Here is a 26205-nt window from a genome sequence, read left to right as displayed (position 1 = left end):
CTACCCTGCCGCAGGGAATCGTATGGATGGGATAGGAAAAGTCTTGGCCGCCAGCAGTCCTGTGCGCTGTTTAACGGGGCTCGCCCAAAATCAAACTCCGATAGTGCCCAGGATTGGACCCCGCCCACTTGCGAAACGCCTTATAAAACGAACTGGTGTCGGCGAACCCCAACCGCGCGGCAATCTCGGCAAAGCTGATCTGCGGTTCTGCCAGCCACACAATCGCCAATTCCTTGCGCACACTGTCCTTGAGGCCCTGATAGCTCTGCCCTTCTTCCGCCAGACGTCGGCGCAGGGTTGAGGCGGAGATGCACAAGGTGGCCGCAAGGCCTTCGGTTTCCGGCCAGGTGTCGGCGGGCATCTGGCGCAGGTCGTGCTTGATTCGGTTGGCCAGGCTGTCGGGGTCGCGGTATTTGACCAGGATGTTGGCCGGCGCATGGGCCAGGAAGCGCTTGAGTTCTTCCGGGCTGCGCTTGATCGGCAAATCGAGGCAGTCGGCGGAAAAGATCATGCGGGTGCGCGGTCGGTCGAAGCGCAGGTTGTCGGAAAACATCACCTGATAGTCATCGCAAAAATCCGGCGGCGGGCAGCGCAGTTCAATGGCCAGGATCGGAATGCGCCGCCCCGCCAGCCAGCAGGCCACGCCGTGCACGATCATCCAGTAGGTGAAATAGGTGAAAGCGCGACTGGGCTCATCTTCAGGCTCCAGCAACACGATTTCCGCGAGGCTCTGTTGGCGCACCAGTTGGGCGGGCATGCGTTCCAGCATCAGCGAGAGAAACCCCAATCCGGTCTCCAGGCTGGCGGCAAGCGTGGGTTGCGCCACGCAGGCGCGACAGAGGAACGCCAGGCTGCCGGACTTGAGCTTGCGCGGGTCCATGCCGAAGAACTCATCGTCCGTGCGCCGGGCCAGCAGGCGCCATAACCGTGCATAGGCCGTAGCCGGAATGCGCGCAGCCGGCTGTTCCAGCAACCCAGGATCTATCCCGACCTTGCGCAACACCTCCACGGTGGCCGCACCGGTTGCGCAGCTCTGCAACAAGGCCTCGCGCACGAGGTGGAGGGAGATGGTGTCTTTTTCCGACATGGGTGCAGTCCGTGCCCTGTGTGACCTGAAGTGCGGCCATCTTAGGCAGTCACGCGGCAAAAGAGTAGGCACCGGGGGGCCGGTCTCGGGTATTCTGCGCCGGGATTTTTACCGACAGGGAGTTGAATCGATGAGTTGCTGGGAAGTACTTGGGCTGCCGTCCGACGCCGATACCCGCAGTATCAAGCGCCAATACGCGGTGTTGCTCAAACAGCATCGCCCGGACGAAGACCCTGTCGGCTTCCAGCGCCTGCGCGAGGCCTATGAGCACGCGTTGCAGTGGAGCCGTTATGAGGCGCCCGTCGAAGTGCCGCAAGCCCTGCCGGTCGACACCGTACAGCCAGCCGCCGCCGAGCCGGACACGCGCTACGACCAGGCGCAAGCCCTGGTGGCCAATGCCACGCCGGCCAATCTCGCGTTTCTCTATCAACAAGCCCAGGACAATGAATGCGCCGAGGCATTTGAAGCCTTGCTGCTGCAACGCTGCCTGAGTGGCACGGAACCCGCGATTGCGGACTGGGCCGTGACTCACCTGCACTGGCTCAGCCCCTGGCAGCGGGAAACGCCGGCGCGGCTGCCTGACTACCGCCTGGCCGCGCTGCTGGAGCAGATGTTTGCCCAGGTCGAGCACCAACTGACCGAATTGCTTGATCAACAACAGGTCGAGGCCTTCACCGCCGCCTTGATCGACTTGCATAACACCGAATGGCTCAAGCCCCTGGCGCGCCATGCACGGCTCAATGACGCGCTGGCCCGCACGCTGCTGGCCAGCAGATTCTGGTCCGAGGCGCTGTTCGACACCCTGTGCACTGAGCAGGCCTGGTCCGATCAGTACCTGGAAAACCGCTGCCCAGAGCCCGAGTGGTCGGCGTTAAAGGAGCGCAACGCCCTGGAGCGTTTCAAAGCGCAGGCCTACCACCAGGCCAGCCTGAACAGCCGTGACCCGCAGGCGCGCGCGGCCAGGTTGCTGTTCGGCGAGCTGACGCTGGAACAACGCCAACGCTATGCCCGGCGCTTTGGCGAGTCCGATTGGAACGCCTGCCGCACCCTCAGCGAAACCCTGCTCAATCAATACCCGGCGCTGTGCGCGCAAATGCCCGATGAGGATCCTTACTTCTGGCGCGACTGGGAGCGCATCAGCCGCCCTTGGCCAATGTTTGTGGCGCTGCTGGGCATGGCCGCAGGCTGGGCGATCCACGACCAGCAACTGACCGACCACACCTTGATGGAATCCCTCGGCATGGCCCCGACCTGGGCCTTCCTGATCGCCATACCGGCGCTGCTCATCCTGGCCATCTGGCGTCCGGCTACTGACGGTTACGGTGAAATCGACGAGAAGCTCGCCGCGCACCTGTCGCCCTGGCTGAGCTTTCGCCGGCCGCCGCCGTTGGTGATCCGCGAGATTCTGCCGTGCTGGGTGCTTGGCCTGCTGATCTGGATCATCCTGGGCAATTACGCGTTCGCCGGCTATGTGCTGACGCTGCAGGGCCTGGGGTTGGCGCAGCGCGTACTCGGGCGACGGTCGATACGTGCAGCGCTGACGTGGCGCTGGCCTGCGCAACCGTCGACACGCCAATGGGCCATCGGCCTGGGCCTCGGCGCCCTGCTGCTGAGCGCCGCGCTGATGTACGCAAACAGTCAACGTATCCACCGTGACGAGGGCTTGCAACCGTACCTGATGAGCCCTTGCAGTGGGCTCAAAGCGGGCGCGCCGGGGTGTACACCATGAACCGCATCACCATTGCCGCCCTGTGCACCCTCGTGCCCCTGACGCTGAGCGCCGTGGGCCTGCTGACGAATACCGATCTGCTCGCCCCACTGAAAACCTGGGCCAACCGCCAGGCCGCGCTTGAACACCAGCAAGCCCAGGCGCTGCGCCCGGTGATCGATTGCCTTAACCGAGTCGACAGCAATTGGCGGTTGGCGTACTTCAACTACCGCAATCGCAGCGCCCGCGCCAACGATCCCAGCCTGGATTTCATCGAGCGTTTTCCCGAGCTGTACCAGCGCACGCAAGGCCCTCAATTAAGCCTGCTGGACTACGACGCCAAGCGCCCGGACCTGTGCCTGCTGACGTCCTCGCAAAGAAGCGCGCTGCGCAAATACCTGCCGAAGGTCGCCGCGCTTCGCGATGACTATATGGACCACCTGCTGCAGGTCTATTCATCGGCGAAGGAGTTCGACTTCTACCCCAACGCAACCACTCCTGGCCTCGCCCCTGCGCAGCGAGCGATCAGCGATGCGCGGTTCTTCCCCGTGGCGGAAAAATTCCTCGCAGTCTCATCCGAACTGCGCGTCGCCGTGGACAAAGCCGACCGCCAGATACGCTTGCAACAACTGCAGCACTTGCAGGTCCGTGACAAACACCAGATGGCGCTTATCTCCGGCCTGATCCTGCAAACCCGCGACACGATGCACAGCCTTGACCCGCGATCCCCCAAGCAATTGACGGATGCGTTGAGCGACTTACAGCAAACCTGGGATTACGCCCAGCGGTACCTGCGCCCCAATCAACCGACCTCCGAGGCCGAGGCCCAACGGCTGTGGCAGCAGATTAAACAACCCGGTTACGCCTACCTCGGCGCGCTGCAAACACTTGCCCGGCATTCAAGCGAAAACCCCGACCCAGAGCGGCTGGACGCTGATTACTTTGAAACTCAACGGCGCTTTGACTTGCTGGTGGATACCTATAACCAGGCCGTCGGGCAGGACTACTGAACGGCCTTCTCAGGGCCGTTCAGCCCCTGTTCAGCAAACGTCAAGATTGGCTGTTTAGTAATGAGTATCATTATGTTACAACTTAGGCTCCTATCTAGTTACGTTCTGGTGCCGAATGCTTGTCCCCTTTCTCATCATGCTGCGCGAAGGCATTGAAGCAGCATTGATCGTTGGCATCATCGCCAGTTACCTGCAACAGACCGGCCGTGGCCAGTGGATGCCGGCGGTGTGGATCGGGGTATTTCTCGCCGCTGCGCTGGCGTTGTTGGTGGGCGGTGGCCTGGAGTTGGTCAGCGCCGAGTTCCCGCAAAAACAACAGGAACTGTTCGAAGGTATTGTCGGCCTGGTGGCCGTGGGCATTCTCAGTTCCATGGTGTTCTGGATGCGCAAAGTGGCGCGCTCCATCAAGCATTCGCTGCACGCCTCTCTTGATCAGGCGTTGACCGGCTCTAAACACCAGGTCACGGCATTGATCCTCATGGTGTTTTTCGCCGTGGCCCGTGAAGGTCTGGAAACCGTGTTTTTCCTGCTCGCCGTGTTCCAGCAAAGCGAAGGGCCGGGTGCGCCGATTGGCGCCCTGCTCGGCCTGGTTTTGGCAATCATCGTGGGTTTCCTGATCTACACCGGCAGCATGCGCCTGAACCTCGGCGCGTTTTTCCGCTGGACCGGGCTGTTTATTCTGGTGGTCGCCGCCGGCATCCTGGCCAATTCGGTACAGGCCCTGCACGAAGCCGGCGTGTGGAACCACCTGCAAACCGTGCTGTTCGACTTCAGCGCCGCGTTGCCGATGGACAGCCCGCTGGGTTCGGTGCTCGCCGGCATGTTCGGCTATCAGGAAGCGCCAACCGTCAGCACCCTGGGCGCCTACCTGATTTATCTGGTGGTGGCGCTGGTGATGTTCTTCCTGCCTGCCGCACCGGCCAAACCCGCCCACACGCCCTCTTCCGTTTCCAGCCAGTAAGGACCGTCTCTTGTCCAGCCCAACGCCTCAACCCGCCTTGCCTCCCCGCGCCTTGCGCTGGGCGGTGGCCGGCTCGGTGGTCGTGATGATCGCCGCCGGTGGCCTGTTTTATTACGCCTCGCAATTGGCCGCCGCCAAGCGCCAGACCAACAGCAATGAAATCGCTGTGACTATTCATGGCCACGCCTGCGAGCCCAATGCACTGACGGTGCCGGCCGGGCGTGCGAGCTTTCGCATCATCAACCGCTCCGACCGCGCTGTGGAATGGGAAATCCTCGACGGCGTGCTGGTAGTCGAAGAACGGGAAAACATCGCCCCCGGCCTGAGCCAGGTGATCAACGCCAACCTGCTGCCCGGCGACTATGCGATCACCTGCGGCCTGCTGAGCAACCCCCGTGGCACCCTGCATGTGACGCCGACGGCCGCCTCCGATGCCCAGGCCAAGGCCAAGCCATCGATGGTGGCGTTTATCGGCCCGCTGTCGGAGTTCCGCGTGTACTTGAGCAGCCAGGGCAGCGCGCTGGTCAAGGCTGCGACCGCCTTGCAGCACGCCATTGACGCCGGTGACCTGACCCAGGCCCAGGCGCTGTATGTGCCGGCCCGTGAGGCTTACCAACGACTGGCACCGGCCTCCCAGCGCCTGGCCGAGTTGGACAACGCAATCAACGCGCGTGCCGACTATTTTGAAAAACGTGAGCAAGACCCGGCCTTCAGCGGTTTCCATCGCCTCGAATACAGCCTGTTCCAGCAACGCAGCCTTGATGGCCTGGCCCCCGTGGCGCAGCGCCTGGTAACGGATGTCAGCACCCTCAAACAGCAATTGCTGGCCCAGTCCCTGCCGCCGGAGCAGTTGGTCAGCATCGTGGTGCGCAACCTCAACAGCCTGGCCGATATGCGTGCCGTCAGCGGTGAGGAAGAACGCTACAGCCATGTCGACCTGAATGGTTTTGCCGCCAATCTGGAGGCTGCGCACAAGGTGGTCGAGTTGATGCGCCCACTGTTGACCAAGTCCGCCGCCGACCTGTTGCCGCATATCGACAGCGCCCTCGCCGCTTTCGATGCCGAACTCCAGGGTTTCAAGGTCGACAACGGCTACGCCACGTATGACAGCGTCACCGCCGATCAGCGCAAGCAGATCGCCGACAAGGCCAAGGCTCTGGCCGTTGCACTCGATGGAATCGACCCCGCCCTTGGCCTTTCCGGCCTGCAGTGAAGACGACCGCACACATGAGTGATTCAACACCGTTTGATCTACAACGCCGCCGTGTCCTGCTGGGCATGGCCGCCACTGGCGCCGCGATTGCCGGCAGCAGCCTGAGCTGCCCGGCCATGGCCGCCACCGCCCAGGAACAAGTCACCACCGCGCCGCGCAGTGACAAGACCCAGGACCACCACGACTTTTTCGGCCAGCACCAAAGCGGCATCGTTACCCCGCGCCCGGCGTGCGGCATGCTCGTGGCCTTCGACGTGTTGGCCAGCGACCGCGAAGACCTGGAGCGCCTGTTCCGTACCTTGAACGAACGCATCAGTTTCCTGATGACCGGCGGCACCGTCGCCCAGATCGACCCGAAGCTGCCGCCTACCGATTCAGGGATTCTTGGCCCGGTGGTCACGCCGGACAACCTGACCATCACGGTGTCCGTCGGCGAGTCGCTGTTCGATGAGCGCTTCGGCCTGGGCGTCGCCAAACCCAAGCGCCTGAGCCGCATGGTCGGTTTCCCCAACGACGCGCTGGAACCGGCGCAGTGCCACGGCGACCTGAGCCTGCAATTTTGTTCCAACACCCCGGACACCAATATCCACGCCCTGCGCGACATCGTGAAGAACCTCCCCGACCTGTTGCTGGTGCGCTGGAAACAGGAAGGCAGCGTGCCGCCCCAGGCCCCGGCCAAACCCGGCGAGCCGGCGCAGAGCGCACGCAACTTCCTGGGTTTTCGTGACGGTTCGGCTAACCCGAACTCCAACGACGCCAAGGCCATGGACCAGATCGTCTGGGTGCAAACCGGCAGCGACGAACCGGCCTGGGCCGCCCATGGCAGCTATCAGGCGGTGCGCATCATCCGCAACTTCGTCGAACGTTGGGACCGCACGCCCCTGCAAGAACAAGAGAGCATCATCGGCCGCGTCAAGACCACCGGCGCGCCGATGGATGGCCGCCAGGAAAGCCAGGTGCCTGACTACAGCAAAGACCCGGAAGGCAAGTTGACCAAGCTCGATGCGCACATCCGCCTGGCCAACCCGCGCACCCCGCAGACTCAGGCCAACTTGATCCTGCGCCGGCCGTTCAACTACTCCAACGGCGTCAATAAAAACGGTCAGCTGGACATGGGGCTGTTGTTCATCTGCTACCAGGCTGACCTGGAGAAAGGCTTTATCAGCGTGCAGACCCGGCTCAACGGCGAACCCCTGGAGGAATACCTCAAGCCAGTCGGCGGCGGGTACTTCTTCACCTTGCCGGGCGTCACCGGCGCCAAGGACTTCATTGGCCGCACGCTGCTCGCCGCCACGCATCCCCAAACCACTGCCAACACCTGAAACCAAACCCCCACAGCGGAAACCGCCCCATGAAGAAGTCGACTCTCGCGTTGTCGTTGTTAATGACCCTCTCGCCCCTGGCCGCCTTCGCTGCCACCACGGCGCCGCTGGACCTGGTAGGGCCGGTGTCGGACTACAAGATCTACGTCACCGAGGAAATCGGCGAGCTGGTGACCCAGACCCAGGCGTTCACCGATGCCATCAACCAAGGCGACCTGGCCACCGCCAAGAAACTCTACGCGCCGACCCGTGTGCACTATGAGTCCATCGAGCCGATCGCCGAGCTGTTCAGCGACCTGGATGCGTCCATCGACTCCCGCGTCGATGACCATGAAAAAGGCGTGACCGCCGAAGACTTCACCGGCTTTCACCGCATCGAATACGCACTGTTCTCGCAGAATTCGACCAAGGGCCTGGAAACGCTGACCGCCAAGCTCAACACCGACGTCAACGACCTCAAGACCCGCGTCGAAGGCCTGACCTTCCCGCCGGAAAAAGTCGTAGGTGGCGCCGCAGCCCTGCTTGAAGAAGTCGCTGCAACCAAGATCTCCGGCGAAGAAGACCGCTACAGCCATACCGACCTGTATGACTTCCAGGGCAACATCGACGGCGCGAAGAAAATCGTCGACCTGTTCCGTGGCCAGATCGAGAAACAAGACAAGGCCTTCCTGACCAAGGTCGACAAGAACTTTGCCGCCGTGGACAAGATCCTGGCCAAGTACAAGACCCAGGGCGGCGGCTTCGAGACCTACGACAAAGTGAAGGAAAACGACCGCAAGGCGCTCGTGGGTCCGGTCAACACCCTGGCTGAAGACCTATCGACGCTGCGCGGTAAGCTGGGGCTGAACTGATCAACACCTGACTCGACGTCCTGCGTTCCGGCGCGGGATGTCACCGCATTGGGCGCTTGGGCGCAGCTCTCCTGCCCCGCTGAAACCATCAGGTAGCTACGCAGTTTTTCTTCCGCCGTGATCAGATGCGGCGCCGCCTTGCCCCATTTCACCCCGCCCTCGGCCAGCAACATCGGCAGCTTCAGCAGCCCCTTGGTTGCGGCCCGGATCAGTTGCGGGTAACCGTCCAACGGGTTTAACACTGCATTGGCAAACAACCCGGAATGCTTGATGAAGTCGAACGCACGCTCGCCGAACGTGGCCACCGGCTTGGTGGCGGCCAGCGCAGCGGCGGGCGGTCTGAACCGTACGACGAGGCGCTGCACCGGGTTAGGCAGCAAGGCCTTGGCCGACCGCAGCAGCCCACGCGCCTGCCCCCCGGCGCCGATGACCACACCGACCATATCCAGGGCCAGATTGCCCAGGCCCTGGGCGATATCGCCGCGTTTGAACGCCTGATATGCCCCCAGAAACGGCACGAATCCCAACAGAAATTCATGCTCGCCGGCTCGGGCTTCGCGACGTTTCTCCAGCGGCAACGGCTCGCGCGCACGTTGCATCAGGGCCTCGGCGGGCTCATGGAAGTTGTCACGGGCAATCCTGTTGGCAATTGCAGCGATCTTTCGCGAGCCATAGGTGTTGGGAACATAGCTTTGCAGTGTGTGGTTGGCCGGCAACTTGCGTGATGCAATCGCCCCTCCCAGCGGTTCGACGATAACCGATGACGTCATTACCCCTGGCCTTGGCGCTGAGCCGGTCGTGTAGGCAGCAAAGTCGAAAGGCATCTGGGTGCCACGTGTTACCAGCACATTCGACGAACCACGGCGCGTGCCAATAGGTTTCTTGCCGGTCACTCCGCCAAGCTCAAGGGCGTCGGGCAGGTCCGTGCGTTTGATCAGCTTGCCGCTGGCAAAGACCTCGTAATAGACCACTGCCTGATCATGCTCCACGCGCATCAGGGTTGCCTGGCGACCGCGCTGTGCATCTCTGTGGGCCTGGGTCTCCTCGACCTGAATGACGTCGGTCTCGCCACGCAGAGTAAACAATTGGACCTTGCCCAGCTCGATCATCGTGCGCTCGGCCAGCGGCAACTGGGCAAGCATCAACTTGAGTTTCACTGCATAGGCGCCCTGGAGCTGTTGGAGGTGATTGCCGACAGCGCTTTCAAGCAGCGCATCCAGCTCGGGCAGATGACGAATACGTCGGTCCAGTGCTTCCTGGTCGCCCTGCGCAATCTGCGGCGCACGGCCTGACTGATAGGGTGTTTTCGCCGGCGCTGGCGGGGCAAGCGGATCTTCGCTGTGCACCCATTTTCCCGGTGTGAGGTCGCCGGTCATGTAGGTTTCCACCAGCGAACGGCGGCGCGGCTCCGTAACCGGTGCGTTGCGGCGATCCGCGGCGCTCGCCAATTCCAGGCACATGCCCTCAAGCTCAGCCGCAGTGCTGTCCGGAAATGCCCGCAGCAACTCCCTGATGGCCAGCGCTTTGCGGGTCGGCAGCTCCGCGCTGGCGCAGGCGAAGGCCTCGACCGTCTCTTTCTGCTGCTTGAACAACGCCCGCGAAGCGTCCTCGATGTCGTGTTGAGAATACTCGCCGTCACTGCGCAGCCTGACGGCACCGTTCAATACGCCCCAGTCGGCGAGGATTTTCAGTGCATTGAGTTGCATCAACTGGGCTTGTGCCTCTGAGGTGGGCGCCAGGAGGGTCAGCTCGCGGACCTGGTGCTCACTCATCATCCGTGACGTGCCCGGTGCGGCATGATCGGCGAGCGCGCAGCCGAGGCGTAATTCCATCCAGGCCGGAGTGCCGATGCGCACCGCGTCCGGCACCTCCATGACCAGCATTTCCGGGGCTGCTTGCGCCAGGTATACCGAGGCCAACCGCGCTGCCAGGGCCGGTGTCAGCTTGTTTTGTTGCTGCAGGTGGCGCTCGATATCGCGACGCACCTCGCTGAACGTGCGGCCCATGTTCGCCGGCTGATAGATCGAATACCCGGCGATATGGCCAGGTTTGACGCCGCCCAGATTGATTCGCGCGACCTTGGTCAATGTGGCCTTGTCAGCGGCGCTCAACGTGTCGGGCGCAAACGGCCCGGTGTAGTCGCCCACCGGGGGCGCCGGCGGCAACGACAGCCGTAACCAGCGGATGACATTGCGTGTCTCGGCCACGGTGCGTGGCGACCCAAGGCCCTTGAGTTCCAGGAGCTGGCGCACATCAAAGCGTGGCGTCGAGTACACCGCATTGCCCAGTGGTCCGGTCAGCGGGGTCAATGCCGCCAGTTCATCGCGCAACGTCTCCACTGCGTTGACGTAACGGGTCAAGTCCACCCAGCCGCCCACCGGGGTCAAGCGTTCAAGACGGCCTTCAGACACACGGAAGGGCTTGCCGTCCCAGTCGAATCGTTCACGTTGCAACAGGCTGAGCATTTCCGGGCGAGACACAAGTGCCTGCAGACGCGCCATCGCGGCTTGGCTGAGCGCGGGCAGCGCCGATGTGGGGGGGAGATCACAGGCCTCTGAAGACCAGTCGGTGATTTCGCCGTCGAGGAGATCGCCAAGCCCTGCTTCAAGGCGCTCGGCCAGCGCCTCGCGTTCCACCCGCTCAGCCGTCAGGCGCGGCGTATGTTCCAGGCCGGCCCGTTGGCGCGGCGCCTGAATCGCGGGGCTGGTGCTGTGTTCGGCGACGATGGGGGCCTGTGGAACGGGCGAGCCGGTGTTCGATAGTGACGTCAACATGTGAAAGCCTCTCTGCACGTTGTCTGGAGAGGCTATCTAAGAACCGTTGAAGCATGCTGACTGTAAGCCGAGTCCGGCCGCCCCACGTATTCCGTTGCGCCGGATTACAGGATCCGGTACAGCAACCGCTCGATCCGCACCCGGCTGACCCGGCGCAGGAACTTGCCGACGGCTTCCGGGTAGTCCACCAGGGTTTGCAATTGCTGGTAACGCTCGATCCGCGTGGTGTGCTGGAAAATCTGTGCCAGCTCGGTACGACGCGGCTCCAGCCACTCGGCCCTGGGGTCGTCGATCAACAAGGCGTTTTCCAGGTCGAGCCGGAACGCCCTAGGGTTGAGGTTGTTGCCGGTGAGCAAGGTATAGCGTTCGTCGACCCACATGCCCTTGAGGTGGTAGGTGTTGTCGCCGTCGCGCCACAGATGCAGGTTCAGTTGCCCGCTGTCGATCATCGGCTGATGGCGCTTGGCAAAGCGGCGCAGGCTGATTTCATACAGGTAAGGCAGCGCCGCGATGACCTTGAACGGTTCGCTGGGCGGGATATAGAAGTCGTTGGCGGTCTTGTCGCCGACGATGATGTCGATCTTCACGCCACGCGCCAGGGCACGGTTGATCTCGCGGGTCACCGGCAGCGGCAGGTTGAAATACGGCGTGCAGATGGTCAGTTGCTGCTGGGCGCTGGCGATCAGCTCCAGGATCACCCGGCTCAGCGGGTTGTTCTTGCCGACGCCGAGCAACGGGCTGACCGACAGGTGGCCATTGGGCAACTGCCCGGCCGTGGTGTCGTACACCGCGTGCTTGAGGCGGCTGCGCAGGTCGCCGATATCGTTGCGCAGGCTGCGGGTGGTGGGCGGGTTCGGCAGGTCGAGGCGGTGCACCGCCTTGGAGGCGACCAGGCCGTGTTCCACCAGGTGCTGCATCGAATCGGCCAGGGGTTTGCTGTGAATCAGGTGGTAACGGTCAAACCGGTACTTGTCGAACTTGTGCAGGTACACGTTGTTCAGGCTGGCACCGCTGTACAGCACGCTGTCATCGATAACAAAACCCTTGAGGTGCAGCACGCCAAACAGCTCGCGGGTTTGCACCGGTACGCCGTACACCGGCACTTCACTGGCATGGCTGTGTGTCATGGCCTGGTACCAGGCGCTGTTGCCCGGCTGTTTGCCCGCGCCGATCAACCCGCGCTGGGCACGCAGCCAGTCGACCACCACCACGATGTCCAATTCCGGCCGTGCAACCTTGGCGGCGTGCAGGGCATCGTAGATCTCCTGCCCCGCTTCGTCCTGTTGCAGGTACAGCGCCACGATGTAGATACGCCGAGTGGCCTGGGAGATTTTTTCCAGCAGGCAGCGGCGATACGCATCGGCACCGGACAACACGTCGAGCGCGTCGGGAGTGAGGGGGAAACCACGCAGCTTGGGCAACAGGGAGCGTTTGAAGAACGACGGCATAGGGCTCGCAATGGGTCGAATCCGAAGAGGCCCCGAGCTTACACCATGGGGTTGCTCAGGTCTCGTCGCCTGGCATGGAAAAAGTTAATTGACCATGAAGAACGATCGTTCTACTGTCTCTCGCATGAACGACATGACTGGCAATGAAACCCGCGACATTATCCTCGACGTCACCGAGAAACTGATCTATCGCCACGGCATCGCCGCCACCGGCATGGACTTCCTGGTGAAAACCGCCGGTGTCTCGCGCAAGAGTATTTACCGCTACTTCGCCAATAAGGACGAGTTGGTCATCGCTGCGCTGCAACGCCGCGACGAGCGCTGGATGCACTGGTTGCGGGGCGAAGTGGAACGCATCGACGGCAGCGGCGAACGCCTGCTCGCGCTGTTCGACGCACTCAGAACTTGGTTTGGCTCGGCGGATTTTCGCGGCTGCGCCTTCATTAACACCAGCGGCGAAACCGGCGACCCGCACAACCCCGTGCGCCAGCTGGCCAAAGCGCATAAGCAGAAACTGTTCGAGTACGCACTCGAACTGTGCCAAGCCCACGGCACCCCCGACCCCGAACGGCAGGCCGCACAACTGCTGATCCTGATCGATGGTGCCATTACCGTTGCCCTGGTCATGGGCGATTCAACCGCTGCGGATAATGCGCAAGGCATGGCGCGAACATTATTGGCGCTTTGAATGCACTGGCCGAGCAACTTTATCTGAAACAGGAGCGCTGAAATGTCATCCACCCCAGAAACACGCCCGCCGCTGCCGCCATTCACCCGCGAATCGGCCATCGAAAAAGTCCGCCTGGCCGAAGACGGCTGGAACTCCCGCGACCCACAACGGGTGTCCCTGGCCTACACCCTGGACACCCAGTGGCGTAATCGCGCCGAATTCGTCCATAACCGCGAAGAAGCCAAAGGTTTTCTCACCCGCAAATGGGCCAAGGAACTGGATTACCGCCTGATCAAGGAACTGTGGGCCTTCACCGACAACCGCATCGCCGTACGCTACGCCTATGAATGGCATGACGACTCCGGCAACTGGTACCGCTCATACGGCAACGAGAATTGGGAATTCGACGAAAACGGCCTGATGACCAACCGTTTTGCCTGCATCAACGACAAGCCGATCCAGCAAAGCGAACGCCTGTTCCACTGGCCGCAGGGCCGACGCCCGGATGACCATCCGGGGTTGTCTGAACTGGGTTTGTAGCACGCTGTGGCTTTGGATCTGGCCACCGTTATATCGGTGAGCTGCTCACGACCCGCAGTGCCAACCCTTCATAAGCATCCAGGGTAATGGTGAATTCACCCTCCGCTGTCAGGTCGCCCTCAACCCGTTCATTGATGATGTCCACCACCATCCCCGCGGCGATATCCGGCAGGTGCAGGGTTTCCGTGATCGGCGTAGGGCCGAAGTTCAGCGCAGTGATTTGCGTGCCCTTCCCGGCCGGCAAGTCGTGAACCATGATCAGCAGCGCGGGGTTTTCCACGTCCGGCACCAGGATCTGGCGGCTGGCGGCGATGTCGTAGGCGCGGCGCACGGCCAGGATTTTTTGCAGTTGCGAGGCAAATGACTCGGGGTCCAGCAGTTGGCTGTTCAGGCTGCCATACAGGCTTTTCGAGCGCGGCATCTGGCCGGCGGAGAGTTCGGCATCGGGGTTCAGGTCCACCAGATCGTAAGCCCCGCGATGAATCCAGCGGGTGTCGCCGTCCTGCATCAAGTGCGCAACGTCGTCAGCCGCCAACGGCAGCGCCCCCACCAGGTCCCAGCCGGACAAGGCAAATACTCCAGGCTGCATGGCGTTGTACATCACCAGCAGCAAATGGATCTGGCGGATCTGTTGGATATCCGCCGGCGTGATCGCCTCCAGGTCACGGATACCCAGCGCCGCCGTGATAATGCTGGCCGTGGTGCAGGACACGCCATTGGTGACGAACTTGAGGTTATACGGCGCATGCTCGCCCGTCAGGCGCTCGTACATCTGTTCACGGATGTGCTCGCGCAGGATGTTGCCGGGAAAGGTCTGGCCCTGGTAGAGGAAGCTGTCGTGGGCATGCAGGGTCCAGAAGTGCACCAGTTCCAGCGTCAACTCGTCGTGATTTTGCAAGGCATGGATCAACGAGCCGGGGTCGATGCCCTGGCGGTGCATCTCGCGCAGCATCAGGCGCAGAAACTCCGCATCGCCCATCAGCAGCGCATGCTGGTACGCAGGCCGGGTGATGAAGTCATAGGAGAGGTCGGCGCCGCCGTGGGACATGGAAGCAATATCGTCGACGGTGAGGTTCAGTTCCTGAAAGCTGAACCCGCCCGCCTTGCGAATCGCCCCGCCGAGCAGTTGGTTGCCGGTGATTGACAGCGGATGGCTTTCGGACCAGGCCGTACCATCGAGCTTGCGCTCCACACCGAGGAAGCCGTTGGCGTCCAGGCGCAGGATCTTGGCGCCCATCACGTCGATGGCGTGCAGGGCGTCGCCAATGATCATTTGCTGAGCGGCGAAGGTCGGGTCCAGCCAGTTGAGCGACGGCTGGCCTTCCTTGAAGTAGTGCAAGTACACCCAACGGCGCGGCTTGCCATCCACGCCGATGACTTCGGCGGTGGTGCTCCAGTCGGTTTCCTTGACGCCAGGTTCGAAGAAGATCACCCGCTGCAACTGACCGACGATGTAGTGCTTGTCGCGCAGGGCGTCCACCTGCAAGGGGCTGAGGTTCTGCGCATCACGGCCCTCGGCCACGTCGGGCAGCAACGGCCAGTCTTCCTCACGAATTTCCACCATGTGATAGAGGCCGGGGTAATCCTCGTAGGCCATCTCGGCCAGGCGGAAATCCGCACCCTTGCCGGTGTGGGACGGGATCACATCGTCAATGATCACTGCGTTGTGCGCCGCTGCCATGCGCGTCAACGCCTGCAACTGGGCCTCGGTGCCCAACTGCGGGTCGATCTCGAAGCTGATGCGGTCGAAGTTGCCATCGATGGTCGGCGTGTGCCGCGTGCCGCTAAGGCCGCCGGACTTTTTCAGCGGGCCGTTGTGAATGCCCTGGATGCCGATCTTCGACAAGGTATGCCACAGGGTTTCATCCCCCAGCGCCTCCAGCACCGTACCGCCCTCGCGGGTCACGATCGACGCGGGGTACGCGGTGAACCACACCGACGAAAGGGCCGTGGCATCGCGCGGTCGTGTCTGTGCAAAGGGCTGTTGCCACAACCGGCCTTGCCCGGAATAGAGCTTGGCGCGCTGGCGGGCGGCATGCAGCATCGATTGTTCTACCAGCCAGTTCACATGGTTGTTTTCAGCCGCGGTCATAAGCTCGGTACCTGTCGTCGTAAAACGTTACTCGTAGACATATGAGGGGGACGCAGCCCATTCGTTGCATTGCGATGGCCGTCGTTACGCCATTCCCTCCGTGGCTTGACGATACTGGCGTGGCGTAAACCCGGTCGAAGCCTTGAACTGCCGGGTAAACGCACTGTGATCGGTATAACCACACTGCAAGGCCACTTCGGTGATCGGCAGGTCGCCGTGCAAGAGGCGATGGGCATGTTCCAGCCGCACCTTTTGGATCATCTGCCGGGGTGTGAGGTGGAACACGCGCTTGCAGTAGCGCTCCAGCTGCGCCACGGAGATTCCAGCGATGCGTGTCAGTTCGCTGAGGCTGACGCGGCGGTTGAAGTGCATGCGGATGTGCTCGTCCACAGCGGCCAGGCGCTGGTAGGCCGGGTGAGTCTGGCTGGCCGATTGCAGGTCCACCGAGATGCCGGCCAGGCCGATGATGCGGTCTTCATGGTTGTACAACGGCCATTTGTGGGTCAGGCACCAACCGGGTTCACGGCTGCCGTAGAGGTGCAGTTCGAGTTGGTCCTCAAGCACAAACCCCTGCTCCAGCACACGCCGATCCTGCTCGGTGTAGCCCGGCCCCAATGGTGCCGGGAAGACTTCGGCGCTGGTCTTGCCCAGCAACGGTTGCAGATGCTTGAGGCCGCAGCGCTGCACCAACGTGCGGTTGGCAAGCACGTAACGGGCGTCCAGGTCCTTGATGAAGAGGGCCGCATTGGGGATCACATCCAGCATCGGCAGCAACTGCGCTACGCCGGCCACCAACTGCTCGATGTCATGGGGGCGATTCGCACCGCCGCCTTGGCAAAGGGTCGCAAACGCGCTGTGCATCATGACGGTATTCCCCCTGCTGATCCCTCGACGCATAGCAGATTGCCCGATGCCCCGAGTGCTGTCGAGGGAGGAAAACTGTGCTGAATTCGTCATCGATGTCGGCAAAAAACATCAATCGCCGCGCCACCTGCGCGTTCACGATAACGCCACTGCCTGCCGATCCAATCACCCACCAGAAGGCAACGCGATGAAGCGACTGCATGTGATCGACTCCCACACCGGCGGCGAACCGACGCGCCTGGTGATGACCGGTTTTCCCGCGCTCAAGGGTGCGAGCATTGCCGACCAGTTGCACAACCTGCGCAGCGAACACGACCCATGGCGCCGCGCTTGCCTGCTGGAACCCCGTGGCAACGATGTGCTGGTCGGTGCGCTGTACTGCGAACCGGTCACGCCAGGGGCTACCTGCGGGGTGATCTTCTTCAACAACGCCGGTTACCTGGGCATGTGTGGCCACGGCACGCTCGGGCTGGTCGCGTCCTTGCACCACCTGGGGCGTATCCAGCCGGGCGTGCACCGCATCGACACGCCGGTGGGCCCGGTAACCGCCACCTTGCATGACGACGGCGCCGTGACCCTGCGCAACGTGCCCGCCTATCGCTATCGCCAGCACGTGGCAGTGGCGGTGCCAGGGCATGGCGTGGTGCACGGCGATATCGCCTGGGGCGGCAACTGGTTCTTCCTGGTGTCCGAGCACGGCATGGCGCTGGAGATGCACAACGTCGACGCGCTCACCGATTACACCTGGGCAATGCTCAAGGCCTTGGAGGACCAGGGCATCGGCGGTGCAGACGGCGAACTGATCGACCATATCGAACTGTTTGCCGACGACGCCCACGCCGACAGCCGCAACTTCGTGATGTGCCCCGGCAAGGCCTACGACCGCTCCCCGTGCGGCACCGGCACCAGCGCCAAACTGGCGTGCCTGGCCGCCGACGGCAAGCTCGCCGCCGGGGCAACCTGGGTACAGGCCAGCATCACCGGCAGCCAATTCGAAGGCCGTTATGAATGGGACGGCGAACGTGTCATCCCTTTCATCACCGGCCGCGCCTACATGACCGCCGACAGCACGTTGCTGATCGACGAGCAGGACCCTTTCGCCTGGGGCATCGGAGCCCCCTCTATTTGAATGAACGGAGTGAGCACCATGAGCGACAACATTTTCACCGGTTGCATCCCGGCGCTGATGACCCCGTGCACGGCCGCGCGCACGCCGGACTTCGACGCACTGGTCGCCAAAGGCCGCGAGTTGATCGGGGCCGGCATGAGCGCGGTGGTGTATTGCGGTTCCATGGGCGACTGGCCGCTGCTCAGCGAGGCCGAACGCCAGGAAGGCGTGGCGCGCCTGGTGGCGGCCGGCGTGCCGACCATTGTCGGCACTGGCGCGGTGAACAGCCGTGAAGCGGTGGCCCATGCCGCCCATGCGGCCAAGGTCGGCGCCCATGGCTTGATGGTGATTCCCCGCGTACTGTCCCGTGGCGCGTCTGCCACTGCGCAAAAGGCTCACTTCTCGGCGATTCTCAAGGCCGCGCCGGACCTGCCGGCAGTGATCTACAACAGCCCGTACTACGGCTTCGCCACCCGCGCCGAGCTGTTTTTTGAACTGCGCCGCGAGCACCCGAACCTGATCGGCTTCAAGGAATTCGGCGGCGGCGCCGACCTGCGCTACGCCGCCGAACACATCACGTCCCAGGACGACAGCGTGACGTTGATGGTCGGCGTCGACACCCAGGTGGTGCACGGTTTCGTCAACTGCAACGCCACGGGCGCCATCACCGGTATCGGCAATGCCTTGCCACGGGAAGTGCTGCAACTGGTGGCCCTGAGCACACAGGCGGCCAAGGGCGATGCCAAGGCGCGGCGCCTGGCCCGTGAGTTGGAGGCCGCATTGGCGGTGCTGTCATCCTTCGATGAAGGCTGCGACCTGGTGCTGTATTACAAGCACCTGATGGTGCTCAACGGCGACAAGGGCTACGCCCTGCACTTCAACGAAACCGACGTGCTCAGTGACGCCCAGCGCCGCTACGCGGAAAATCAGTACGCGCTGTTCCGCCAGTGGTACGCCAATTGGTCGGCAGAACAGAACGTCGCCTGATGTTTGCGCGCCGCAGGGCTGTTCACGGCGGCCTACTCGATGGCCAGAGAGAGGCATAAGCCATGGCTGAAGATTTCGTGGTGGTCGGCGCCGGCATTATCGGCGTCACCTGTGCCCTGCAACTGGCGCGCCAAGGGCGGCGCGTGGTGGTGCTCGACGGCCAGGAACCTGGCATGGGTGCGTCTTATGGCAACGCCGGGCACCTGGCGACCGAACAGGTGTTCCCCATCGCCGATCTGTCGATCCTCAAGCGCTTGCCTGGGATGCTGATGGATCCCATGGGGCCGCTGCGCCTGGACTGGAAATACCTGCCCCGCGCCCTGCCCTGGTTTGTCCGGCTGTTGCTGAACCTGCGACCCACCCGTCATCAGAGAACCGTGGCCGGCATTCGTGCATTGAATGAGCGCAGCCTGGGCGCCTGGCAGCGTTTGCTGGCCAGCATCGATCGGCCTGGGCTGTTGCGCGAGGATGGCTCGCTGCTGGTGTATGAGCGGGCGCAATCGCGTGAGGCGCTCGATCGCCTGCACCGGCGCATGCAGCAGCAACACGTGCCGGTGGCGTTCTGGTCGGCGGAGGCCATCCGCAAGGCTGCCCCGCAATTGAGCGAGCAGGTCCAGGGCGGGTTGTTTTTTCCGGGTACCGGGCACTTTCTCGACCCGTACGAGGTTCTTTGTGAATTGGTGGATGCCGCCAGGGCCAGCGGGGTGCAGTTCCTCAAGCGCCAGATGCTGGATGCGCGGGTTGTCGACGATGGCGTCGAGCTGGTCACCGATCAAGGCGCGTTCTGCGCGGGCCAGGTCCTGATTGCCTGCGGTGCCCATTCAGCCGCGCTCACCACCGCGCTGACCGGCAAAAAAGTCCCATTGGATACCGAGCGTGGTTATCACCTGATGCTGCCTCACGAGCAGCAACGCCTGCCGTTCGCCGTGACCTCGCTGGAACGCAAATTCATCATGACGCCCATGGCAGGCGGCCTGCGCCTGGCCGGCACCGTGGAATTCGCCGGGCTCGAACGCCCGGCCAACATGCAACGCGCCTGGCAACTGCATCGGTTGAGCAAGGGGTTGTTCCGCGATGAGCTGAATGCACAGGACGCCACGCCATGGATGGGGTTTCGACCGTCACTGCCGGATTCACTGCCGATCATTGACCGAGTGTGCGACGGCAAAGTGCTGCTCGCGTTCGGGCACCAGCATCTGGGTTTGACCCAGGCGGCGGTGACAGCGCAGATGGTCGGTCAACGGGTGTCGCAAACGCCCGAGCAAACAGGTTTACCGGCGCCTGGGCTGTATCGACTGGATCGCTTCTGATCGCCGGGGGCTGATGGGCGTTTCAGTCACGCGCTTGCACGAACAACCGGGCTTTGCGCGTCAATTGGTCCAGATGCCGATCCCGCTGCTTCTCCGCGTCGACCATTGCGCGCTTGCCGTGTTTTTGCAGCAAATACGTGTGGATCTGCCGCACTTCCAGGGAGTTGTAGATCGCGGCCACATCCAGCACGCCCATCAAGCCATCGGTGCCGTAGTCCCGCGTGTTCATCAGCACCTGGGTGCCGCGTGCGCCGCGCACCTGCAAGCCCAGGGCCTCGAACACCGGCACCTTTTCCACCGCACACCCCAGCTCCGCATGGGGATAGCGTGTCAGCACATCCTGCATCATGCCCCGCGCCACACCCTGGCGGCGCATGCCGGCTTGCACCGCCATAAAGGCAACACCACAGGCGTCGGGATCATCCTTCACCGGCAGGCACAGTAAAAAGCCGATGACCTTCTGCGCGTCCTGGGCATCGGTGGCGACGATCAGTTCGACGGCAATGCCCTTCTCGCCATTCAGCGCCTCCAGGTACAGGTGCACCTCAAAGCCAATCGCGTACTGGTAGATGTTGTACAGCAGGTTGCTCGGCGGCAGCGCAATGCTGCTGATGTCGGTGAGGTTGTCCACCACCATCTGCAGGATCTGGCCATTGATGGGCTCGGGGCATGGCGAGGTGTAACGGGTAAGGCTGAACATGCAAATTCCTGGGGTTTCGCGTCTAGGCAGCGGCGATTGTACCTGTTGCGCACGGTTTATTGCCCGCACACCTCGCGTAGACACCCGCGCAGCCAGCGGTGAGCCAGGTCGGCGTCCAGCCGTGGGTGCCAGAGCATCGCCACGGTAAAGGTCGGCAACCTCAGCGGCAGGGCAAAACAGAACACGTCGCGACGGTTGGCGACGTAGCGCTGCGGCACGCTGGCGATCAGGTCAGTGTCGCGCGCCAGGGCAATGGCCGTGGAGAACCCGGCGACGATGCTGGTGATCTGCCGCGTAAAGCCCAGGCTTTCAAGCGCATCGTCGATCTGCCCCCGCGCTTGCCCGCGCCGCGAGACGTAGACGTGCTCGCCCTCGGCAAACCGCGCAGCGCTGATATCGCCCTGGCTCAAGGGATGACCGCTGCGCACCACGCCAACCAGGCGGTCGCGGAACAGCGCCTGGGTCAGCACCTCGGGGCTGGCGGTGGGGTCGACCACGCCGGTTTCCAGATCGACGCTACCGTCGCGCAGCAGCGTGCTGTCTTTGTCGGTCTTGTTGACGAAACGCAGGCGCACGCCGGGGGCCTCTCGGGCGATACGCGCCAGGAGCGCCGGACCAAAGCTTTCGACGAATTCTTCGCTGGTGCGCAAGGTGAACGTGCGCGCCACCACGGCCATGTCCACAGCCTGCGCGGGGCGCAGCACCGTCTGGGCGTCCTGCACCAGGCGGCTGACCTGTTCGCGCAACGCCACGGCGCGGGGCGTGGGCACCAGGCCGCGACCGGCGCGCACCAGCAGCGGGTCGCCAGTGGTTTCACGCAGGCGTGCCAAGGCGCGACTCATGGCCGAAGGGCTCAGCCCCAGGCGCTTGGCCGCGCCCGCAACGCTGCCTTCGGCGAGCAGCACATCCAGGGTGACCAGCAGATTCAGATCAGGCATCAGCGCTCCTCATCAGGCGTTGGGTGCAGGCATTTGCTGCATACCCTGCGTCTTCCGCCATATTAGGCGACGCCGTAGAGTTGTGACAGTTGCTTTCACTCAAGGAATTGCCCATGTCCCCTTCCCCACGCGGCAGCCTCATCAGCCTGTCGCTGTCCATGCTGCTGGCGTCACTGGGCACCAGCATCGCCAATGTCGGCCTGCCCAGCCTGGCGCAGGCGTTCGACGCGTCGTTTCACGCCGTGCAGTGGGTGGTGCTGGCGTATCTGCTGGCGATCACGGCGGTGATTGTCAGCGCCGGCCGCCTGGGTGATCGCCTGGGACGGCGTCGGCTGCTGCTCGGCGGCTTGCTGCTGTTCAGCCTGGCCTGCGGGCTGTGCGGCGCGGCGGCCACTCTTGACATGCTGATTGCTGCACGCATCCTGCAAGGGCTTGGCGCGGCGGTCATGATGGCCATGGCCCTGGGCATGGTCGGCGATACCGTGACCAAGGAACGCACCGGCCGGGTGATGGGTTTGCTCGGCACGATGTCGGCCGTGGGCACCGCCATGGGCCCCAGCGTCGGCGGAGTGCTGCTAAGCCTGTTGGGCTGGCGGGCATTGTTTCTGGTGGGCGTCCCGCTCGGACTGCTGGCGGCTGCCCTTGCCTGGCGCTTTCTGCCGGTGGATCGACACCCTGCGCCAGCCTCCAGCGGCCACCGGTTCTGGGCGCTATTAAAGGATCCGCCATTGCGCACAGGCCTGGCGATGAGTGCGCTGGTGGCGGCGGTCATCATGGCCACTTTCGTCGTCGGGCCGTTTTACCTGTCTCGTGGCTTGGGGCTTGACCCCGCCTGGATGGGCCTGACCATGGCCGTCGGGCCATGCGTCGCGGCTGTCACCGGCATACCGGCGGGACGCCTGACCGACCGCCTGGGCAGCCAACGCATGACCTGCGGCGGGCTCGGCATTCTGCTGTGCGGCGCGCTGTGGCTGACGGTGGCTTCAGGGTTGCTCAGCTACCTGGGCGCGCTGATTGTGTTGACTGCGGGCTACAGCCTGTTCCAGGCGGCGAACACGACTGCGGTGATGCGCGATGTCGAGGCGACGCGGCGCGGTACTGTCTCGGGCCTGTTGAACCTGTCGCGCAACCTCGGCCTGATTGTCGGTGCTTCGGCACTCGGCGCGGTGTTCGCGTGGGCAACCCCGGATGTGACCCACGCCACCGCGCAGTCCGTGGCAAATGGCCTGCACGCTACCTTCGGCGCAGCGTCCGGTCTGATCCTTCTTGCCGCCGTGATGGCATGGGGCCGCAACCGCGCCGTGAATGGCCTTCATAACCTCCGTTGAGGCAAAAAAACAAAAAAGGCGTTGCGCCAGACCGGGTTACATCGCGCATCATGGGCGCTTTCAAGCTCAAGGGTAACGTCCATGCGCGTTCTGTCATTGATGATGGGTCTTACGACGCTGGCCGCCAGTTCGGTGTTCTGCGCCAGCGCGATGGCGAATGAAGAAAGTCAGCTGGTGCAACAGATCAACGAGTACCGCAGCCAGGTCCAGCGCTGCGGCGACCAGGGTTCTCAGGAACTGCCACCGCTGGCCAGCGACACCCGGCTGGTGCTGCCGGCCACTAACGTCGGCGACCTGCAGCAGGCGCTGGCCCGGGCCGCGTACCCGATGGTGAATGTGCAGGCCATCAGCCTGTCCGGTCCCAAGGATGCCCAGGCTGCCATGAAGGCGGTGCGCGAGAGTTTCTGCCGGGTGGTCCTGGACCCGCAATTTATCGACATCGGCGTGAGCAACAGCGGCCAGGACTGGCGCATCGTGCTGGCCCGCCCCTTGCTGTCCAGCGGCCTGGGGGATTGGCAGACCGAAGGCCGCAAACTGCTCGACCTGATCAACGCCGCCCGTACTCAGCCGCGCCAATGCGGCACCCAGGCGTTTACCGCGACCACCCCGCTGTCGTGGAATGACACCCTCGCCAGCGCCGCCAACAGCCACACACGTAACATGGCCAACGGCAATTTCTTCGACCATCTGGACCACGACGGCCGCACGCCGGGCGATCGCGCCGAACTGGCCGGGTACATCGCGAAGAACATCGGCGAAAACATCGCCGCCGGCCTCGATACCCCGCGCAAGGTGGTCGACGGCTGGCTCGCCAGCCCCGGCCATTGTGCCAACCTGATGAACCCGCAATTTCGCGAACTGGGCGCGGCCTACGCCATGGACCCGAAGAGTGATGCGGGCATCTACTGGACCGGTTTGTTCGGCACGCAATAAGGGGTGGGCAATTGCCCAACCCCAGCGGCTCAACTCTACTCAAATGAATAGAGCATCAAATTGCCATCTATTGGATAATTATGCTGAACTGGCAGCGTCCAAGCGGGTCTGTAGCTTTGCGCCACACACTGAAAGGCGCGCTGAAGACTCTGGATTACAAGGTGTTTCCCCAATGATGAATTGGCTGCAAAGCAGCAGCGACATGGCTGAACGGGTACGTCAGCATGATTGGGCCAACACGCCGCTCGGTCCCTTGGAGCAATGGCCGGACGTTTTGAAAACCACCGTTGCGCTGTGTTTCGCGTCGAGCTTTCCCCAGGCCATTGTCTGGGGCCCGCATCTCATCACGATCTACAACGACGCGTTCGTTCCGATCCTGGGCAATAAGCCCTATGCCTTGGGCCGCCCGTTCAGTGACATCTGGCGCGAGGCGTGGTCCGACATCAGCCCCATCGCCGACGCGGCGTTCCAGGGGCACGCGACTTATATTGAAAATTTCCCGTTGGTGATCGAACGCGGCCAGGCGCGCGAACAGGCGTATTTCACCTTCTGCTACAGCCCGATCCGCGACTCCCAGGGCCGCGTGGTCGGCCTGCTCGACACCGTGACCGAAACCACGCCCACGGTATTTCTCGCCCGGCGCCTGGCGGTGCTGGATGCCATCGGCCATGCGGTGGTCAATGCGACTGATGCCCAAGCCATCCTGACCCACACCACACAGTTGCTCGCCGAACACCTGCAAGTGAGCAATTGCGCCTACGCCGACATGGACGCCGATGAAGACGGCTTTACCATCCGCGACAATTGGACCGCGCCCGGCTCGCCGAGCATCATCGGCCGCTACAGCCTGGCGGGGTTCGGCGAGAAGGCCGTCAACTGCCTGCGGGGCGGCGAGCCCCTGGTGATCTACGACAACCTGCGCGAGCTGCCGCCAGAAGAATCTGCCGCCTTCCAGGCGCTGGGGGTAACCGCCACCATCTGCATGCCGCTGATCAAGAACGGCCGCCTGACTGCCTTGATGGCCGTCCACGATAAATCCGCACGGGCCTGGTCACCCTACGACCTGGCCTTGCTGCGCGAAGTCACCGAACGTTCCTGGGCGCACATCGAGCGCGTGCGCGCTGATGCCGATGTGCGTGAAGGCCTGGCAGCGTATGCAGAGTTGAACACCTACCTGGAACAACGGGTGGAAGAACGCACCCAGGCGCTGGCCCAGGCCGAAGCTGCGCTGCGCCAATCCCAGAAACTCGAAGCCATCGGCCAATTGACCGGCGGCGTCGCCCATGACTTCAACAACCTGCTGACGATCATTCGCTCGTCGGTGGATTTCCTGCGGCAGCCAGGCCTGTCGGAAGAACGGCGCCAGCGCTACATGGGCGCGGTGTCGGATACCGTGGAGCGCGCCAGCAAGCTGACCAGCCAGTTGCTCGCCTTTGCCCGCCGCCAACCGCTCAACCCGGAAGTCTTCGACGTGGGCCAGCGGGTCCAGAACATTGGCGAGATGCTCGAAAGCGTCACCGGCGCACGCATTCAGGTGCAGGTCGAGTTGCCGCCCTTGGCCTGTTTCGCACGTATCGACGCCAGCCAATTCGAAACCTCCCTGATCAACATCGCCCTCAATGCACGGGACGCCATGGGCGGCCAGGGCACGCTGAGCCTGCGGGTCGCCGGCCGACAGGCGCTGCCACGCATCCGTGGCGACGCGGGATCACGCCAGCCCTACATCGCCATCGCCATCGCCGATACCGGGCCGGGTATCGAGGCCGACGCCGTGGAGCGGATTTTCGAACCGTTCTTCACCACCAAGGCAGTCGGCAAGGGCACTGGCCTGGGCCTGTCCCAGGTCTTCGGGTTTGCCAAGCAGTCGGGGGGCAATATCGATGTGTCCAGCACGCCCGGCCAAGGCAGCGTATTCACCCTGTACCTGCCCCAGGTCGAAGCCCAGGCATCGCAACCGCCCAGCCCTCAGGAAACGCTCGCCGCGCCCCACGACACCACCGAGTGCCGGGTGCTGATCGTGGAGGACAACCTGGAAGTCGGGCGCTTTGCCAGCCAGATCCTTCAAGACCTGGGCTACCAGACCACCTGGGCGACCGATGCCGAGCAAGCCCTGACCTTGGCCGGCCAGGATGCAATGGCCTTCGATGTGATTTTCTCCGACGTGGTCATGCCCGGTATCACGGGCGTCGTCATGGCCAAATTGCTGCGCCAGCGCCGGGCAGACCTGCCAGTGGTGTTGACCTCGGGCTACAGCGACGAGTTGGCAGACTGCGGCTACGAAGGCTTCGAATTCCTGCCCAAGCCTTACTCGGCCGAGCAGGTGTCGCGGGTGCTGGTCAAGGCGATGCTCAAGGACTGAAC

The 26205-nt window shown here is 63.2% G+C and carries 21 protein-coding genes; 14 read left to right on the top strand and 7 right to left on the bottom strand.

Features of this window, described 5'->3' with window-relative positions:
• Positions 1 to 70 precede the first annotated feature (70 nt).
• Complete coding sequence (locus AB3G88_RS12285) at positions 71 to 1087, bottom strand: AraC family transcriptional regulator (RefSeq protein ID WP_099585150.1); 1017 nt, start codon at positions 1085 to 1087, stop codon at positions 71 to 73.
• 130 nt (positions 1088 to 1217) lie between these two features.
• Here AB3G88_RS12285 and AB3G88_RS12280 point away from each other — a divergent pair, with 130 nt between their 5' ends.
• The 6 genes from AB3G88_RS12280 (at position 1218) to efeO (AB3G88_RS12255) (ending at position 8152) form a co-directional block, all read left to right on the top strand.
• Positions 1218 to 2816, top strand: a complete 1599-nt coding sequence (locus tag AB3G88_RS12280) for a J domain-containing protein (RefSeq protein ID WP_480454179.1) — start codon at positions 1218 to 1220, stop codon at positions 2814 to 2816.
• Positions 2813 to 3805 carry a hypothetical protein gene (locus AB3G88_RS12275; RefSeq protein ID WP_480454178.1) on the top strand — a complete coding sequence of 331 codons (993 nt, stop codon included), beginning with the start codon at positions 2813 to 2815 and terminating at the stop codon, positions 3803 to 3805. The genes AB3G88_RS12280 and AB3G88_RS12275 overlap by 4 nt, the downstream gene beginning before the upstream one ends.
• A gap of 115 nt (positions 3806 to 3920) precedes the next feature.
• Complete coding sequence (efeU, locus tag AB3G88_RS12270) at positions 3921 to 4766, top strand: iron uptake transporter permease EfeU (RefSeq protein WP_122307741.1); 846 nt, start codon at positions 3921 to 3923, stop codon at positions 4764 to 4766.
• Positions 4767 to 4776: 10 nt separating this feature from the next.
• Positions 4777 to 5979, top strand: coding sequence for an iron uptake system protein EfeO (efeO, locus tag AB3G88_RS12265; protein WP_480454176.1), 1203 nt, complete (start codon positions 4777 to 4779; stop codon positions 5977 to 5979).
• Between the two features lie 14 nt (positions 5980 to 5993).
• Positions 5994 to 7301 carry an iron uptake transporter deferrochelatase/peroxidase subunit gene (efeB, locus tag AB3G88_RS12260; protein WP_099585261.1) on the top strand — a complete coding sequence of 436 codons (1308 nt, stop codon included), beginning with the start codon at positions 5994 to 5996 and terminating at the stop codon, positions 7299 to 7301.
• A gap of 29 nt (positions 7302 to 7330) precedes the next feature.
• On the top strand, positions 7331 to 8152 hold the full coding sequence (efeO, locus tag AB3G88_RS12255) for an iron uptake system protein EfeO (RefSeq protein WP_480454175.1): 822 nt from the start codon (positions 7331 to 7333) through the stop codon (positions 8150 to 8152).
• Here the strand turns inward: efeO (AB3G88_RS12255) and AB3G88_RS12250 are convergent.
• Together AB3G88_RS12250 and pssA are read right to left on the bottom strand one after the other, a co-directional pair.
• Positions 8050 to 10926: a hypothetical protein gene (locus AB3G88_RS12250; RefSeq protein ID WP_480454174.1), complete on the bottom strand. Its 2877-nt coding sequence runs from the start codon at positions 10924 to 10926 to the stop codon at positions 8050 to 8052. The genes efeO (AB3G88_RS12255) and AB3G88_RS12250 overlap by 103 nt on opposite strands.
• Positions 10927 to 11030: 104 nt before the next feature.
• A complete protein-coding gene (gene pssA, locus AB3G88_RS12245) occupies positions 11031 to 12374 on the bottom strand; it encodes a CDP-diacylglycerol--serine O-phosphatidyltransferase (RefSeq protein ID WP_099585157.1) in 1344 nt (447 codons plus the stop codon).
• 124 nt (positions 12375 to 12498) lie between these two features.
• On the opposite strand from pssA, the gene AB3G88_RS12240 reads away from it, so the two are divergent.
• Together AB3G88_RS12240 and AB3G88_RS12235 are read left to right on the top strand one after the other, a co-directional pair.
• Positions 12499 to 13062, top strand: coding sequence for a TetR/AcrR family transcriptional regulator (locus AB3G88_RS12240; protein WP_480454432.1), 564 nt, complete (start codon positions 12499 to 12501; stop codon positions 13060 to 13062).
• Positions 13063 to 13104: 42 nt separating this feature from the next.
• A complete protein-coding gene (locus AB3G88_RS12235; protein ID WP_480454172.1) occupies positions 13105 to 13584 on the top strand; it encodes a nuclear transport factor 2 family protein in 480 nt (159 codons plus the stop codon).
• A 28-nt stretch (positions 13585 to 13612) separates the two neighbouring features.
• Here the strand turns inward: AB3G88_RS12235 and treS are convergent, their stop codons facing one another.
• Both treS and AB3G88_RS12225 read right to left on the bottom strand, forming a co-directional pair.
• Entirely contained in the window at positions 13613 to 15676 is a 2064-nt protein-coding gene (treS, locus tag AB3G88_RS12230) for a maltose alpha-D-glucosyltransferase (protein ID WP_400524850.1), read from the bottom strand.
• A gap of 84 nt (positions 15677 to 15760) precedes the next feature.
• Positions 15761 to 16540, bottom strand: coding sequence for a PAS domain-containing protein (locus tag AB3G88_RS12225; protein WP_480454170.1), 780 nt, complete (start codon positions 16538 to 16540; stop codon positions 15761 to 15763).
• 187 nt (positions 16541 to 16727) lie between these two features.
• Between AB3G88_RS12225 and AB3G88_RS12220 the strand changes: the two genes are divergently transcribed.
• From AB3G88_RS12220 to AB3G88_RS12210, 3 genes are all read left to right on the top strand, one after another.
• The gene (locus tag AB3G88_RS12220; protein WP_480454169.1) at positions 16728 to 17669 is read left to right on the top strand and encodes a 4-hydroxyproline epimerase; all 942 of its coding nucleotides are present in this window, start codon (positions 16728 to 16730) and stop codon (positions 17667 to 17669) included.
• Between the two features lie 18 nt (positions 17670 to 17687).
• Entirely contained in the window at positions 17688 to 18635 is a 948-nt protein-coding gene (locus AB3G88_RS12215) for a dihydrodipicolinate synthase family protein (protein ID WP_099585163.1), read from the top strand.
• Between the two features lie 62 nt (positions 18636 to 18697).
• Complete coding sequence (locus AB3G88_RS12210) at positions 18698 to 19945, top strand: NAD(P)/FAD-dependent oxidoreductase (protein ID WP_480454168.1); 1248 nt, start codon at positions 18698 to 18700, stop codon at positions 19943 to 19945.
• Positions 19946 to 19967: 22 nt separating this feature from the next.
• Here the strand turns inward: AB3G88_RS12210 and AB3G88_RS12205 are convergent, their stop codons facing one another.
• Together AB3G88_RS12205 and AB3G88_RS12200 are read right to left on the bottom strand one after the other, a co-directional pair.
• The gene (locus AB3G88_RS12205; protein ID WP_112195116.1) at positions 19968 to 20645 is read right to left on the bottom strand and encodes a GNAT family N-acetyltransferase; all 678 of its coding nucleotides are present in this window, start codon (positions 20643 to 20645) and stop codon (positions 19968 to 19970) included.
• Positions 20646 to 20701: 56 nt separating this feature from the next.
• Positions 20702 to 21583, bottom strand: a complete 882-nt coding sequence (locus AB3G88_RS12200) for a LysR family transcriptional regulator (protein ID WP_112195114.1) — start codon at positions 21581 to 21583, stop codon at positions 20702 to 20704.
• Between the two features lie 113 nt (positions 21584 to 21696).
• Here AB3G88_RS12200 and AB3G88_RS12195 point away from each other — a divergent pair, with 113 nt between their 5' ends.
• From AB3G88_RS12195 to AB3G88_RS12185, 3 genes are all read left to right on the top strand, one after another.
• Positions 21697 to 22911: an MFS transporter gene (locus AB3G88_RS12195; RefSeq protein ID WP_480454167.1), complete on the top strand. Its 1215-nt coding sequence runs from the start codon at positions 21697 to 21699 to the stop codon at positions 22909 to 22911.
• Between the two features lie 81 nt (positions 22912 to 22992).
• Positions 22993 to 23844 (top strand): CAP domain-containing protein, encoded by an 852-nt coding sequence (locus AB3G88_RS12190; protein ID WP_112195110.1) that lies wholly within the window; start codon positions 22993 to 22995, stop codon positions 23842 to 23844.
• 172 nt (positions 23845 to 24016) lie between these two features.
• Positions 24017 to 26203, top strand: coding sequence for a GAF domain-containing protein (locus AB3G88_RS12185; RefSeq protein WP_099585169.1), 2187 nt, complete (start codon positions 24017 to 24019; stop codon positions 26201 to 26203).
• Positions 26204 to 26205: the final 2 nt, after the last annotated feature.

The organism is Pseudomonas arvensis (assembly GCF_056688935.1).
This window is presented reverse-complemented; position numbering and strand designations above follow the sequence as displayed.